Below are 14,140 nucleotides of genomic sequence, written 5' to 3' on the forward strand. Positions count from 1 at the left end.
AATCAGTTGAATAACACCATGCCAGATCAATGGAAAAACAATGCCGAACAACGACAGTCAGTCGTTTCGTTCAGTGGCGGCAAAGATAGTTCCCTCGCCTTATACCATGCCATGCAAACAGGCACTGTGATTGGGCTCATTGTCATGCTGGAAGAACAAGGACAGCGTTCTCGTTCCCATGCCATGCCGCTGGAGATTATCCAGGCACAAGCAGATGCGGTTGGTTTACCCGTTTATATGACCTCTTCCAGTTGGGCTGATTATGAAACAAAGTTCATTGCCCTGCTCAATCAAGCCAAACAACATGGCGCAGAAGTACTGGTTACCGGTGACCTGGATATGCCGGAGCATGGTTGCTGGCATGATCGGGTGACCCAGCAAGTGGGACTGAAACTGGGCATGCCACTTTGGTTACGACCTCACCGTGAAGTGGTCGAAGAATTTATCAATCTTGGTTTTCGCAGTATTCTCGTAACGGTTAATCTGAAACTGGGTATGCAAGTCGAAGATTTAGGCAAAATTCTCACACTGGAATACATCCAAGAATTGGAAGATCGTGGTATTGATCCATGCGGCGAAGGTGGAGAATTCCACACTACCGTGATTGATGGACCAATTTTTAACAAAGCTATTCCTGTACGTCACGGCGATATTGTTTATCATGAAGAATATGCTTTTTTACCGCTTGAGCTTGAGCAAAACTAATTTTATCGAAGGATGAACAATGTCTGAGAATATTCAATTACCAAATCATGTATTCCCAACCACACAAGGTGAAATCAATCTGGCCGAGACTGGCAGTGAATGGTTGGTGCTCTATTTCTATCCTAAGGATTCAACACCAGGTTGTACCACTCAAGCAGTAGGCTTTTCTTGCTTGAAAGATCAGTTTGATGCCTTAAACTGCCAGATTATCGGGGTATCTCGTGATTCAGTTAAAGCACATCAGAACTTTACCGAAAAGCAATCGCTCAGTATTGATTTAATTAGCGATAAAGAAGAAGTGCTGTGTAAACATTTCGACGTGATTAAAGAAAAAAACATGTATGGCAAACAGGTCATGGGCATCGAACGCTCAACCTTTATTTTCCATAACAAGCAGTTAGTCAAAAGCTATCGCAAAGTCAAAGCGGCTGGACATGCCGAACAAGTGTTAGAAGACTTAAAAGCCCTGCAAACAGCTTAAGATGATTCTGTAAAAAAGCGGATTCCATATCCGCTTTTTTTATTCAGGCAAATTGCTGATCACTTGCTGCTTAGCGTATGATAAGAAAATTAAAAATAATTAAAAGATACTGAAAATGAATCCTCTAAAACTACTTTCTAGCCTTAGCTGTCTCATGTTCTTATCCGCTTGTAGTACAAGTACACCTGCGACATCTCAACAACAGTCCTTTAGTGTCGCACAAATCAATCAGCCGACCGCCTCAATACGCTGTCAGGATATACAAAACCCTGCTTATCAGCGGGCTATTCTGAACGCAATCAATGAAATTCGACAGCATCCACAGCAATGTGGCGGTCAGCATTTCCCTGCCGTAGCTCCCTTAAAATGGAGTCATGCTTTATCTCAAAGTGCGTTTGCACATGCGCAGGATATGGCTCAACACAGTATGCTCGGACACACCAGTAGCACAGGCCACGATTTTAGAAGCCGCTTAAAGACACAATTTAAAGGCCACGGCGGTGGAGAAAATGTGGCACGTGGACAAAATAGCTTGAATGAAGTGATGGCAACATGGCTGGCCAGTCCGGTGCATTGTCGTAATTTGATGCATCCAAAATTTACAGATTATGCGATCGCCTGTACAGTTGATCAATCCGCGAAGCAAAAAACGTATTGGACTCAACAATTTGGTGTTCGATAAAAAGGAATAAGCATGCTATCTGGCTCAATTACCCCCATTCTCCGTATTTTCGATGTCGAACTTGCCCAATCATTTTATCTGGACTATTTGGGCTTCCAACTCGACTGGCAACATACTTTTGGGGATAACTTCCCGCTTTATCTACAGATTTCCAGAGAGGATTGCATCATTCATTTAACTGAGCATTTTGGGGATGCCAGCCCGCACAGTGGCATTCGTATTTACTGGGAAAATCTCAGTTTGCTTCATGCGGAACTGGATGCAAAAGACTATAAATATGCCAAACCTCAAATGCAGAAAACCGATTGGGAAACCTTGGAGCTGAGTATGAGCGATCCATTTTCAAATCGAATTATCTTTTGGGAAGATGCCTAGTCTCCCCAAGCGATCAAGCTTCATCAATATTGGAACGATCATTATCCTTAAATTTTTGCTGTAATTTTGGATAAACTGCCGATTGCTGAAAATCATTTAAAAACTGAATGGTACCCTCAGGGAAAAACTCGGTTTGAATCTCCCCACGATAGTACGCTTCACGCATGGGCGTTGCAGAAATCGAGTTTTTCAAACTCTCCAGTTCCACCATCTGCCACTCAGGAAATAAACGTAAATAATAGGAAGATTCATCCTTAAAATGACCAATCAGACCGACTTTTGCATCTGGTTGAATGATCCCATTGACCAAATCTTTGACCTGCTTGACCCATTTTTCATCGTTATACACGTCAACCACATGCACAAAATGAATTCGCTTTTGATCTTGCTCAGAAAAGTTCGACAAAATCATTTGCTCACGTTCAACCGCCAGAAAAGGATTTTTGATGTTACGTTCCGATTGAGCCGAACCTAAAGCCAAGATTACGTTTTGACTTTGTTGTAACGCAATTTCAATGGTTTGCATATGTGCCAGATGAAATGGCTGGAAGCGTCCAATAAAAACGAGATAGTCAAATGTGTACATAGGCGTAATTTCACTTTTTTGTGAACTCATCAGTTGTGCCATTCTGGTAAATATGCGACATAATGAGTGCACTTAAAATCAATCTGGATTAAAGCAAGGATAGTACGATGACACTTAGCTGTATTCAACAACCTCATCAACATTTGCAAGCAAATTTAGAAGATGGCGTACTCACCTTAGCCATTAACCGTTCAGAAGCAAAAAATGCACTGTATGGCGAACTTTACCTGTGGATCGCAAAAGCTTTGGATGAAGCCGATGCCGACAAAGACGTTCGTGTGGTGATCTTCCGTGGTGCAGAACAAGACTTTACTGCGGGTAATGACATGAAAGACTTTATGGGCTTTATTCAAAAGCCGCATGAAGGTAAAGCGGGCGACCAACCTCCATTTGTATTGCTAAAAGCTGCTGCACGTTTTTCTAAGCCATTGATCATTGCCATCAAAGGTGTAGCAATTGGTATTGGTGTAACGCTGCTATTACATGCTGACCTCGTTTTCGCAGATAACACGGCCCTGTTCCAGATTCCATTTGTCAGCCTTGGTCTGTCTCCAGAAGGTGCAGCTAGCCGTTTATTGGTCAAACAGGCAGGCTACCAGAAAGCAGCCGAGTTATTATTCACGGCGAAAAAATTTGATGCAGCAACGGCGGTAAAAGCCAATCTGGTCAATGATGTGGTTGAAGATGTCTATGCCACTGCACAGCAAACTGCGCAACATTTAGCTGCATTACCATTGGCGTCGATCAAACAAACTAAAGCACTGATGAAACAGGACTTGGCTGAAATCATTCAGTGTGTTGATGATGAAGCTGAAATCTTTATGCAACGTGTACGTTCTCCAGAAATGATGGAAGCGGTACAAGCCTTTATGCAAAAACGTAAGCCTGATTTTTCTCAGTTTAATTAATCACCGCCTAAATCATTTAAATAAACCACTTAGCCTAAAAGTTAAGTGGTTTTTTATTTTGCGTATCCATATAGATATTTAGGAATAGACCGTCTAAGCTCGACTCAGATCAAAACTAAATTTTAAAACTATGAAAGTCGTCATTGCGCCTGATTCATTTAAAGACAGCTTATCCGCACAGCATGTGGCAGAAGCAATTGCTTCAGGCTGGCAACAGGTTTTTTCTGATGCAGAAATCATTACTTGCCCCATGGCGGATGGTGGTGAAGGATCAATTGAAGCTGTTTTAGCAGCTTGTTCTGGGCAATGGCGTGAGCAAATAGTACAAGGCCCTCTTGGTGAATCAGTACTGGCAAAATGGGGCTGGTTAGATGCTAAAAAGATTGCCATCATTGAAATGGCACAAGCCAGTGGTATCCAGTTGCTAAAACCTTCACAACGTAATGCCTGTATCAGCAGTACTTTTGGTACAGGTGAACTGATCCTTGCGGCTTTGGATGCGGGCGCCAAGGAAATTGTACTAACCGTGGGTGGCAGCGCAACCAACGATGCAGGTACTGGCTTACTCAATGCCTTAGGTGCCAGATTTCTGGATATAGATCATCAAGACTTACCTACTGGTGGTCTTGCCCTGCAAAACTTGGCACAGATTGATCTGGAAAATTTTGATTCACGAATTCAACAGACTAAATTTTTATTGGCTGCCGATGTGACCAATCCTTTATGTGGTCCTAATGGCGCTTCTCATATTTTTGGACCACAAAAAGGGGCTTCACCTCAACAAGTGTTGGCGTTAGATCAAGCCCTCTCCCGTTTTGCCGATGTTACGACTCAATACTTTGGCTTTGATCAACGTCATGAGGCTGGTTCGGGAGCTGCGGGTGGCTTAGGTTTTGCGGCTAAAACATTCTTAAAGGCCGAGTTTCGATCGGGTGTTGAAGTCATTGCAGAACTAAATCAACTTGCCGATAAAATTCAGGGGGCAGATTGGGTAATTACTGGCGAAGGTAAACTTGACGAACAAACCTTAAATGGCAAAACCCCATTCGGTGTTGCCAAAATAGCACAAGCTGCCAATATCCCTGTGATTGTGATTGCTGGAACACTTGGGCAAAACTATCAAGCTTTATACGTACATGGCATTACCGCAGCCTTTTCTTTAACTTCCGGCCCAAGCACGCTAGAACAAGCCTGTCAAAATGCAGCAGAGTTGATCTGTGCACGCACAACCGATGTCGCCCGATTAATTCAAAGCACGATGCCTTGTAAATAATAAAGCTTATTGAATATCTAAAATCTGGATAAACTCAAAGGCCGGTTCTTCATAGGGATGGCTTGCCTTTAAAGCTTTTGCCACCGCACTGGCCTTCTCTTCTGCAACAATGGTTTCAACTCGCCATTCTTCGAGTTGCTCTAATTCATCCAGTTGTCCTAAGAACGGATTGGCACCTTTAACGGGCTTAAATTGCCCGATGCCTTTGACTTGCCAAGCACAGTGTTCGTAGTTTCCAATTCCACCTGCCCCAGCATCAAAAACCGCTTGTTTGGTCGCTTCCAGATGAGATTCAGGCACGTAATAAATCAGCTTTAGCATCGTAAAACAGCTCAAATCGAAATCAATGAGACTTCAATCATAACGCGATAAAAGCTGAACAATCAAAGTGAAATATTGATGATGAGATAACTCACGATGATAAATAGCAGTTGAATGAACACAGTTAAGCCAAACCAAAACCAGCCTTTGTCTTTTGAATAGCTTGTTCTTAAATAGTTTTCATTTTTCATCATGCCGTTCTCGCCTATCTTATTCATTGTGAAAATATAAGAAGCAAGAATTGAGCCACTGAAATGAACTAAACATCCAATACAAAGATAAATTTCCCACAACCACTGATAAGGTATAGTTTCTTACTATGGACTAAATAAAATATCAGTATCTGTTAATGATTTTATAGGTCGTGTTAAAGGAAAATGAATACTCCCCATCATGTGATGGCTTTCTATTGATAATGAATCTATGTAATTACGTTGTTCTATCCACAACGCATGTGACATGCAGAATCCATCACTATATCGCATGAAACTCCTACCATACGAATCAATTAGTTTCACTCTAACTTGAAAATAATCACCAAATAAAGTTTCTGGCAATATTTTATGATCTTTATCAAATGCAATTTTTATTGTTGCCTCAGTTAAATCTCCTCTCTTTTTCTTATGAATAGCTAAATACTTATCAAAATAGTCCGAAAATTTAATATTAACTTGCGTCAAGAACTCATCATTTCCAAAACAGTCCTGATCTATGAGATTAAATGTTAAGAAGGATTGATCTAAAGACTGGCAATAAGTGTATAAAACACCTATACCCCAAAAATCTTCATAATCATGATAACGATTAATAAATTTGTCTAACAAGATTGTTGCTGTATCTAGAAGTCTTTTTTTCATTTTCCCAACACTACCAGTCTAGAGTAAAGACTTACACCATTATTAATCACTTAATGACCTATAACCCTAGAATTTTTCAACTGTCTTTTCTCATACAGTGTCATCGCAAACGCCAAACCACACAAAATCACAAATCCACTGGTCATTGGAATCAAGGTACCGTTATAAAGCTGCCCAATGATCGAAGCTAGAATTAACGACAGTACAGATGAAGATGCTCCAATAATCGCCGAAGCCATACCTGCCACATGCCCCATCGGTTCCATGGCAATCGCATTCAGATTTCCAAACAACGTGCCAAACAATAAAAATAGAATGCAGGCATACAACATAAACATCCAGAATGAAACGGAGACACCCGCAAGCTGAATGATTAGGAACAACAATGAAATTAAACATAGGCCAAGAAAGCCATAAATACAGATCGGACGCATGCCAAACTTCATCACAATTCTAGAATTGGTAAAAGACGCAATCCCCATCACACCTGCCAATAAAGCAAAGTAGGCACTGAATTCCTGACCTGTTTTACCGAATTGCTGCATAAAGATTTGTTGTGAAGTGCCCAAGTAGCCAATAAAACCGCCAAAACAGAAACCTGCACAGAGCAGATAACTCATGGTAGTTTTATTACTCACAACTTCTTTAAAACCATCCTTAAAAGCTTGTACTCGCATCGGCAACCGATTTTCAGGAATTAGCGTTTCTTCCAGTCGTAACGCGACCCATGCTCCCACAACCGTGGCATAGACCATATACAATACAAAAATATCACGCCAGCCAAAGAAATGAATAATCAGTTGACCCAAACTCGGCGCAATTGCAGGCGCGACCATAAATACCATCATGATCAGAGACATAATGCGGGCCATTTGGGCACCGCTATATTTATCACGCACAATCGAAATCGAAGCGACATAAGGTCCAGAAACACCTACACCCTGAATAAAACGTCCGACTAAGAACCATTCAAAGCTTTGAGTGCAATAGCACAATAAGCTGCCTAAAAAGTAGATCACAATACCTGTGAATAAAATCCGTTTCCGTCCAATCGCATCGGACAATGGTCCTGCTATCAATTGACCAATGGTCATGCCTGAGAAAATACTAATGATGACCCACTGGGCCTGATTGCTATTTTGCAGGATAAAAACACGACCAATTTCACCCAGTGCAGGTAAAACTGCATCAATCGAGAAAGAGACGATCGACATCAGTAATGCCATCAACAATGCAAATTCGTGGAAATGGATTTTTGATTTCATTTTTGTTGTCCATTGATGATTATTGTATTTGGAATTAAATAAGCCACCTGACGGTGGCTTATGGCATGGATTGATTAACCAATAAATTTACGTGCGTTACGGAACATACGTAACCAAGCACCATCTTCAGCCCAGTCTTCTGGCTTCCAAGAATGCTGTAAAGCACGGAAGTTACGCTCAGGATGCGGCATCATCACTGTTGCACGGCCATCTTTAGAGGTTAAGCCTGTAATTGCTTCAGGTGAACCGTTCGGGTTCAACGGATAGTGCTGAGTTGGATTACCCAAGCTATCTACATAACGCAAGATCACCTGATTCTCGGCATTTAAAGCAGCAATTTGCTGTTCAGTTGCAACCAGACGACCTTCACCATGCGCAACCGCGATTGGTAAAATCGAACCTTGCATATCTTCAAGCAATACCGACACTGATTTTTCTACGCGAACGTTCACAGCACGTGCTTCAAATACTTCTGAGGTATTACGGTGGAAACGGCCCCAATGCTCTGCACCCGGAATCAGTGGTGCAAGTTGCGACATCATTTGACAGCCATTACATACGCCTAAGCTGAAGGTACTCTCACGATGGAAGAACTGTTCAAACTGGTCACGTAACTTGGCATTGAACAAGACTGATTTTGCCCAGCCACCACCTGCGCCCATGACATCACCGTATGAGAAGCCACCACATGCCACTAGACCTTCAAAATCGCTCAAGCTGACACGACCGGCAAGCAAGTCACTCATGTGTACGTCGATGGTATTGAAGCCAACTTTGTCAAATGCAGCAGCCATTTCAACGTGACCGTTGACACCTTGCTCACGCAAGATGGCCATGTTTGGACGACGTGTATTGATAAACGGCGCTTCAACAGGTTCATTCAAATCATAAGTCGCTTGTGCAATCAAACCTTTATGATTTTTATCTGCAATCAATGCAAATTCTTGATCAGCCGTTTCTACGTTGTCACGTAAGCGTTGGATCTGATGCGATACTTCTGCCCATGCTTGTTGCAATTCAGCACGCTCTAGCGTTAAACCATTGACAGCCAATTGATCAGTTGTACTCACACGACCGACAACTGCGATTGCATCTTTCAGGCTTGATGCTGCAACTTCAACTTGCAATTGCGCCCAATCAGCTGCTGTGATTTGCAGTACAGCGCCAATTTCTTCAGCAAATAAGCTTTCCGTTGTTTGATTTTCTAAAGTTACACCTAAGCGTGAAGCAAACATCATTTCAGCCACAGTCGCCAATAAACCACCATCACCGATGTCATGATAAGCCTTAATCACACCACGATTATTCCAGTCCTGAATCAAGGCAAAGAATGCTTTGAAGTCATCAAAACTATCGACGTCAGGTGTCACTGAACCGATGGCTTTATACACCTGTGCCAAGATCGAACCACCTAAACGGAACTGCCCTTTAGATAGGTCAATACGCACGAGGACTGAATCTTCTAAATTTTTAAGTTCAGGTGTTAAAGTTTTACGTACATCCAATACAGGTGCAAATGCAGTAATAACACCCGACATTGGCGAAGTCACGGCTTTCTCTTCACCATCGTTCCACGTCGTACGCATTGAAAGTGAATCTTTACCGACTGGAATTGCGATACCTAGAGCAGGACACATTTCCATACCAATGGCTTTCACACCTTCAAACAAGGCTTGGTCTTCACCTTTTTGACCTGCCGCTGCCATCCAGTTTGCTGAAAGTTTGATATCGCTAATTTGTTCGATGTTGGCACACGCAATGTTGGTAATCGCTTCCGCAACCGCTAAACGTGCAGATGCAGCCGGATTCAACAACGCGACTGGTGGACGTTCGCCCATAGCCATGGCTTCACCAGTGAAACCCTGCAAACTTGTGGTAGTCACTGCTGCATCAGCAACAGGCACCTGCCAGCGACCCACCATCTGATCACGTGCAACCATACCGGTAATCGAACGGTCACCGATGGTGATCAGGAACGATTTAGACGCAACGGTTGGATTTTTCAAGACGCGGAAAATCGCATCTTTTAAATCAACTTTTGCAGCATCAAAGTCATTGCCAGTACGTTCAATCGTTTCATAGGCACGTTGCATACGTGGCGTACCGCCCAACATCACTTGCATTGGAATGTCGACCGCATTGTTGTCGAACAATGGATCTTCAACAGTTAAATGACGCGCTTCAGTCGCTTCACCCAATACTGCAAACGGGCAACGCTCACGTGCACAAATTTCTTCAAACTGTTCTAAAGACTCTGGGCGAATCGCAAGTACATAACGCTCTTGCGCTTCATTTGACCAGATTTCCATCGGGCTCATACCCGGCTCTAACGATGGAATCTTACGAAGATTCAATACCGCGCCTAACTCGTGATCATTCACCAGTTCAGGCATGGCATTGGAGAGACCACCCGCACCCACGTCATGTACAGACACGATCGGGTTAAAGTCTTCCAAGCGCCAGCAAGTATCGATGACTTCCTGGCAACGGCGTTCCATTTCCGGGTTTTCACGTTGAACAGAAGCAAAGTCTAAGCTCTCGCCCATGGTGCCGCTGTCTACAGAAGATGCCGCACCACCACCAAGACCAATCAACATGGCAGGACCGCCCAATACAATGAGCAAGTCACCCGGTTGAATCGCATCTTTTTCAACATGGTCAGGGCGAATGTTACCGTAACCACCAGCGATCATGATTGGCTTATGGAAGCCTTTCACTTCCCCATTGACATTCTGTTCGAAAGTACGGAAATAACCATTTAATGCAGGACGACCAAATTCGTTGTTAAACGCAGCACCACCCAATGGACCTTCAATCATGATTTGTAATGGCGATGCCATACGTGAAGGTTTGCCGTAGTTTTCTTCCCAAGGTTGTTCAAAACCAGGAATATTCAAGTTTGAAACGGTAAAGCCCGTTAAGCCTGCTTTTGGTTTACCACCACGACCGGTTGCACCTTCGTCACGGATTTCACCGCCCGAACCTGTTGCAGCACCCGCAAATGGCGCAATTGCAGTTGGATGGTTGTGGGTTTCCACCTTCATCAGGATATGAGCAGCCTGGCTCTTATATTTATAAACGAAATGGCCATTTTCATCCGCTTTCGGATAAAAACGCATGGTGTCATAACCCACGATTACAGACGCGTTATCTTTATATGCCGATAACACATCGGTTGGCGATTCTTTATAGGTATTCTTGATCATCTGGAACAAGGACAATGGTTGTTTCTCACCATCAATTGTCCATTCTGAACCGAAGATTTTATGACGACAGTGTTCAGAGTTCGCTTGAGCAAACATCATCAATTCGATGTCGTTTGGATTACGACCGAGCTTGGTAAAAGCTTCGGTCAAGTAATCAATTTCCTGCTCAGATAAAGCAAAGCCAAACTCATTGTTGGCTTTAACTAATGCTTCTTTACCTTGACCCAAGATGTCAATTGAGTTTAACGGCTTCGGTGCAGTTTCCGAGAATAACGCTTTTGCATCATCAATATGAGCAAAAACGCTTTCTGTCATACGGTCATGCAAAGCCAGTTTCACTTCGTTTGAAATCTCTTTCACCCCTTTCAAGGTAAATAACAGACCACGTTCCAAACGGTGAACCGGGGTATTACAGTTTTTGAAAATATCTGTTGCTTTAGATGACCACGGCGAGATTGTCCCGACACGCGGTGTCACTAAAATCTGGATTTCATCACTTGCAGCTTGGCGAAGTTCGAAAGATTGACCATCGTTTAAAAGTTGTAATGCCGATTGATGTTGCTGCTCGTTGAGCGCTTGATCAAACAAATAAACCCACTGGCTGTCAAAAGATTGAACAGAACTCATTGACGTTAATCGGTTTAAGAGTTGAGCTTTCTTGAAAGAAGAATGTGCTGATGCACCGGCCACGATAAACATGTTGACTTTGGCTCCACGGGCGGGTCTAACGAACCTACCACAATGTGACTTATAAGAGAGCGCATATTCTACTGTGAAAGGCGCTTTTCAGCTAGCCATATCCATCTTAAAAATCAGAGTTTTCTGCTTCAAATGACTTAATTTATTGTAGCTTTATCCATTTTACTTTATTCGTAACAATTCATTTACTGCGAGGGACAAAATATCGGTGCATTCCAAATTTGGTTTCCTGATCGGGCAGCAAATACCACTCACCCTATCAAGCCGACCATAAAACGACTTTTCTATACGCTGATGCGCCGCTCTACCTCACTAGAGATCATAACAAGCTCAGCCACTCGATAAATACGGTGGAATGGGTGCATCACTTAAACCTACACCAGCGCCCATCTCCTGTTTATCTCAATAGCTAAGCTTTAATTTTCTCAGCTCTATTTGTCATGACCTGGATCAGATCAATAGCTTGATAGTAACTTGCCTGAAAAAATATATAATACAGACCTGTCTTCCTAACAACTTAGAACAGCCTAGAGAGCTTTAATGAATAAGCAAATAATCGAGCAACTATTTAAACAAAAGAAAATTTCCCAATGTATTGAAGCTGCTGAAGAATATCTAACAGAACATCCCAATGATCTGGATACCCTCAAGACCATGCTGGACTATCTATTTGAGCATGAAGCCTCTTTAGAAAGTACAACTCAACCTCTCTCCTTACTGAATAGTGAACATGCAGATCAATATAAAGCGCTGATACAACGCCTTTATCAGCAGGAAAGTGAGAAAGAAGCAGCACTGCGTTATTATTTATTGCTCGCCAAACAACAGAAGGATGTAAACGATTTCTTAAAATATGATGCTGAATATACTGAGCTTTATCAGCAGCAGTATGCTCATAACCGTGAATGCCGCGATATCATGATTTCACAGCTCTGGCTCGACAAAGTATATTTTTTAGCGTCACAACAACATCCTGACTTAATCACGCAAATCGAAAATGGTATTGATCTGCTCTCTGTTGAAGATGAAACCGAGTATTTGCATTTGGCAGAAATTGCGTATGAGCATCAAGAAATCACGCTGGCGCGAAAAATATTATTAAAACTGATCAAAGGATTAAATTACCAACCCGAAGTTCCGGTTGGATTAGTCCGCTGGTATCACCGTTTTGAAGAGCTGATTAACAACGGTTATGAGCATCCGGAAGTGCGCTATTACCAAATCATTATTGAGCGGAACTATTATGAACAACTCAATAAGACAGAATCTGCCTATTATCAACGCAGTTTAGCCACTATTGAAAAATATCCAGATGAAGCTTCTGCTTTGCATTTTGCTGGAACTTATCTATATGAAAACGAAAAATATCAGCAAGCATTGACTTATCTGGAAAAAGCCCAAGCCTTAAAACCGGATGTCGTGACCTGGCGTAGATGGCTAGAATCAAAATATCTGCTGCAACAACCCATCAATCTGGAGGTTCCGGTATTCAGCACGGCCCTGCCCAGAGATCTCTATGCTGCAGGGGTGAGTCTAAACGAGTTTTATGAGGAAAATTACGATTTCGATGATCAGATCACATCCGAGCTGACTCATTTAAATTGTGAAATTTATCGTCAGTCTTATCACGCCTTTAAACAGTACTATGAGCAGAATCAATACCCAAGCGACTATCACGGTAATTACCATTATTTTGCGATGTGTTGTAATAACTATGCCATCAAGCTGATCAGAACCGGACACTATGAACAGGCAGCTGCTATTGCCACGGAAGGATTAAATTACTCCGAGTTTATGGAATTACATTTTACCCGAATCTGGGCTTATAAAGAGGCGCAAAATTACCAAGACATGGAGCATGCCTTAGCAGAATATTTTGAAAAATATGATGAAAGCTGTGTGCCATTTACTGAACATCAAATTCGGGTGGCAGAGTATGTGGCTTGCCAAGCAAAATTAGGCAAAATCGACAATATTCAGGAAGAAGCTGAAAAAGTCCTGTTTAAGCTATATCAATATGCTGCTAAGAAACCTCATCTGCATGATGAAGATTATCGCAACCTACAGGTGGCAGAATGTGCAGTAGAGAATCTGATTTATGAACTGTATGAAGATCAGGATGCATTGATTCGCAAAGACTATTATGAAGGTGTTACTACGCGCTTCCCTCTCGCGTCTCAACCCCATTATGTGTTAATGCAGGTCTATAATGAGTTAGAGGATTATGAAAATATAAATGCATCCGCTTATCGTTATTTAAAGTTGAAACGCAGTTTTATGATGGCACAACAGGACTGGGACAAGACGATTTACCTGATCATTAAAAGTTACTGCTTACTTGAACAACATGAGCAAGCGATCCAGTTTTATCAGCACCATGCAGCCAGAATAGAGCAGGAATTTGATCCAGAAGATTATCCGTTGCTCTATCAATATCTCATGAAAAGCTTTCTCAGATTGGGTGATTTTGCAATGGTACATCAGCTGGCGGAACAGTCTCGAATGATTTATGAACAGCAAGCCTGGGCCTATAATGATCTTATGGAAAACATCTATCTGCTTGAAGCTGAAGCATACTATAACAGCGGTCAGATCAAACAGGCGCACCAACATCTGGATCACATCCTGTCATATAGCGACCATATCCCTATTGCCGCCCACTACAAGAAGTCATGGAAAAAACCGGGCTTCTTCTCCAGATTTTTTTAAGCTCAATTCAATATCTTTGCTCTGACTTATTTATAGGTTTTTATTTCATGTATGAATAAGTCAGATCTTTTGT

The 14,140-nt window shown here is 42.3% G+C and carries 13 protein-coding genes; 7 read left to right on the forward strand and 6 right to left on the reverse strand.

All coding sequences use genetic code 11. From position 1 onward, the window contains the following. The first annotated feature begins 18 nt into the window (after positions 1 to 18). From ACNQO6_RS01605 to ACNQO6_RS01620, 4 genes are all read left to right on the forward strand, one after another. Entirely contained in the window at positions 19 to 705 is a 687-nt protein-coding gene (locus ACNQO6_RS01605) for a diphthine--ammonia ligase (RefSeq protein WP_440207898.1), read from the forward strand. A gap of 19 nt (positions 706 to 724) precedes the next feature. Continuing rightward, the gene (locus ACNQO6_RS01610) at positions 725 to 1,186 is read left to right on the forward strand and encodes a peroxiredoxin (RefSeq protein WP_005229490.1); all 462 of its coding nucleotides are present in this window, start codon (positions 725 to 727) and stop codon (positions 1,184 to 1,186) included. 115 nt (positions 1,187 to 1,301) lie between these two features. Continuing rightward, positions 1,302 to 1,868, forward strand: a complete 567-nt coding sequence (locus ACNQO6_RS01615) for a CAP domain-containing protein (protein ID WP_440207899.1) — start codon at positions 1,302 to 1,304, stop codon at positions 1,866 to 1,868. A gap of 12 nt (positions 1,869 to 1,880) precedes the next feature. After that, on the forward strand, positions 1,881 to 2,243 hold the full coding sequence (locus ACNQO6_RS01620; RefSeq protein WP_440207900.1) for a glyoxalase superfamily protein: 363 nt from the start codon (positions 1,881 to 1,883) through the stop codon (positions 2,241 to 2,243). A 13-nt stretch (positions 2,244 to 2,256) separates the two neighbouring features. Here ACNQO6_RS01620 and ACNQO6_RS01625 read toward each other — a convergent pair whose 3' ends face one another. Then, positions 2,257 to 2,829: a nicotinate-nicotinamide nucleotide adenylyltransferase gene (locus ACNQO6_RS01625; protein ID WP_440208064.1), complete on the reverse strand. Its 573-nt coding sequence runs from the start codon at positions 2,827 to 2,829 to the stop codon at positions 2,257 to 2,259. 107 nt (positions 2,830 to 2,936) lie between these two features. Here ACNQO6_RS01625 and ACNQO6_RS01630 point away from each other — a divergent pair, with 107 nt between their 5' ends. Next, positions 2,937 to 3,737 carry an enoyl-CoA hydratase-related protein gene (locus ACNQO6_RS01630; RefSeq protein WP_262474874.1) on the forward strand — a complete coding sequence of 267 codons (801 nt, stop codon included), beginning with the start codon at positions 2,937 to 2,939 and terminating at the stop codon, positions 3,735 to 3,737. A gap of 130 nt (positions 3,738 to 3,867) precedes the next feature. Further along, the gene (locus tag ACNQO6_RS01635) at positions 3,868 to 5,010 is read left to right on the forward strand and encodes a glycerate kinase (RefSeq protein ID WP_343578561.1); all 1,143 of its coding nucleotides are present in this window, start codon (positions 3,868 to 3,870) and stop codon (positions 5,008 to 5,010) included. Positions 5,011 to 5,016: 6 nt separating this feature from the next. Here ACNQO6_RS01635 and ACNQO6_RS01640 read toward each other — a convergent pair whose 3' ends face one another. The 5 genes from ACNQO6_RS01640 to purL all read right to left on the reverse strand — a co-directional run bounded on the left by ACNQO6_RS01640 (position 5,017) and on the right by purL (position 11,358). Beyond that, positions 5,017 to 5,331: an NGG1p interacting factor NIF3 gene (locus tag ACNQO6_RS01640; protein WP_343578560.1), complete on the reverse strand. Its 315-nt coding sequence runs from the start codon at positions 5,329 to 5,331 to the stop codon at positions 5,017 to 5,019. 62 nt (positions 5,332 to 5,393) lie between these two features. Continuing rightward, positions 5,394 to 5,525, reverse strand: coding sequence for a KGW motif small protein (locus ACNQO6_RS01645; RefSeq protein WP_343578559.1), 132 nt, complete (start codon positions 5,523 to 5,525; stop codon positions 5,394 to 5,396). A 123-nt stretch (positions 5,526 to 5,648) separates the two neighbouring features. After that, positions 5,649 to 6,188, reverse strand: coding sequence for a hypothetical protein (locus tag ACNQO6_RS01650; RefSeq protein ID WP_440207901.1), 540 nt, complete (start codon positions 6,186 to 6,188; stop codon positions 5,649 to 5,651). A 50-nt stretch (positions 6,189 to 6,238) separates the two neighbouring features. Then, positions 6,239 to 7,453 (reverse strand): multidrug effflux MFS transporter, encoded by a 1,215-nt coding sequence (locus ACNQO6_RS01655; RefSeq protein WP_440207902.1) that lies wholly within the window; start codon positions 7,451 to 7,453, stop codon positions 6,239 to 6,241. Positions 7,454 to 7,527: 74 nt separating this feature from the next. Beyond that, a complete protein-coding gene (gene purL, locus ACNQO6_RS01660; RefSeq protein WP_440207903.1) occupies positions 7,528 to 11,358 on the reverse strand; it encodes a phosphoribosylformylglycinamidine synthase in 3,831 nt (1,276 codons plus the stop codon). A gap of 540 nt (positions 11,359 to 11,898) precedes the next feature. Here purL and ACNQO6_RS01665 point away from each other — a divergent pair. Beyond that, the gene (locus tag ACNQO6_RS01665; RefSeq protein ID WP_440207904.1) at positions 11,899 to 14,067 is read left to right on the forward strand and encodes a tetratricopeptide repeat protein; all 2,169 of its coding nucleotides are present in this window, start codon (positions 11,899 to 11,901) and stop codon (positions 14,065 to 14,067) included. The last annotated feature ends 73 nt before the right edge of the window (positions 14,068 to 14,140 follow it).

Origin of the sequence: Acinetobacter calcoaceticus (genome assembly GCF_051947995.1) — a bacterium.
GTDB lineage: Bacteria > Pseudomonadota > Gammaproteobacteria > Pseudomonadales > Moraxellaceae > Acinetobacter.

What these genes read in the sequence shown, in the direction of transcription:
- ACNQO6_RS01655 (WP_440207902.1), bottom strand. Translation starts at nt 7,453, where the DNA reads ATGAAATCAAAAATCCATTTCCACGAATTTGCATTGTTGATGGCATTA.
- ACNQO6_RS01625 (WP_440208064.1), bottom strand. Translation starts at nt 2,829, where the DNA reads ATGTACACATTTGACTATCTCGTTTTTATTGGACGCTTCCAGCCATTT.
- ACNQO6_RS01620 (WP_440207900.1), top strand. Translation starts at nt 1,881, where the DNA reads ATGCTATCTGGCTCAATTACCCCCATTCTCCGTATTTTCGATGTCGAA.
- ACNQO6_RS01635 (WP_343578561.1), top strand. Translation starts at nt 3,868, where the DNA reads ATGAAAGTCGTCATTGCGCCTGATTCATTTAAAGACAGCTTATCCGCA.
- ACNQO6_RS01640 (WP_343578560.1), bottom strand. Translation starts at nt 5,331, where the DNA reads ATGCTAAAGCTGATTTATTACGTGCCTGAATCTCATCTGGAAGCGACC.
- ACNQO6_RS01630 (WP_262474874.1), top strand. Translation starts at nt 2,937, where the DNA reads ATGACACTTAGCTGTATTCAACAACCTCATCAACATTTGCAAGCAAAT.
- ACNQO6_RS01610 (WP_005229490.1), top strand. Translation starts at nt 725, where the DNA reads ATGTCTGAGAATATTCAATTACCAAATCATGTATTCCCAACCACACAA.
- ACNQO6_RS01645 (WP_343578559.1), bottom strand. Translation starts at nt 5,525, where the DNA reads ATGATGAAAAATGAAAACTATTTAAGAACAAGCTATTCAAAAGACAAA.
- ACNQO6_RS01615 (WP_440207899.1), top strand. Translation starts at nt 1,302, where the DNA reads ATGAATCCTCTAAAACTACTTTCTAGCCTTAGCTGTCTCATGTTCTTA.
- ACNQO6_RS01650 (WP_440207901.1), bottom strand. Translation starts at nt 6,188, where the DNA reads ATGAAAAAAAGACTTCTAGATACAGCAACAATCTTGTTAGACAAATTT.
- ACNQO6_RS01605 (WP_440207898.1), top strand. Translation starts at nt 19, where the DNA reads ATGCCAGATCAATGGAAAAACAATGCCGAACAACGACAGTCAGTCGTT.
- ACNQO6_RS01665 (WP_440207904.1), top strand. Translation starts at nt 11,899, where the DNA reads ATGAATAAGCAAATAATCGAGCAACTATTTAAACAAAAGAAAATTTCC.
- purL (WP_440207903.1), bottom strand. Translation starts at nt 11,358, where the DNA reads ATGTTTATCGTGGCCGGTGCATCAGCACATTCTTCTTTCAAGAAAGCT.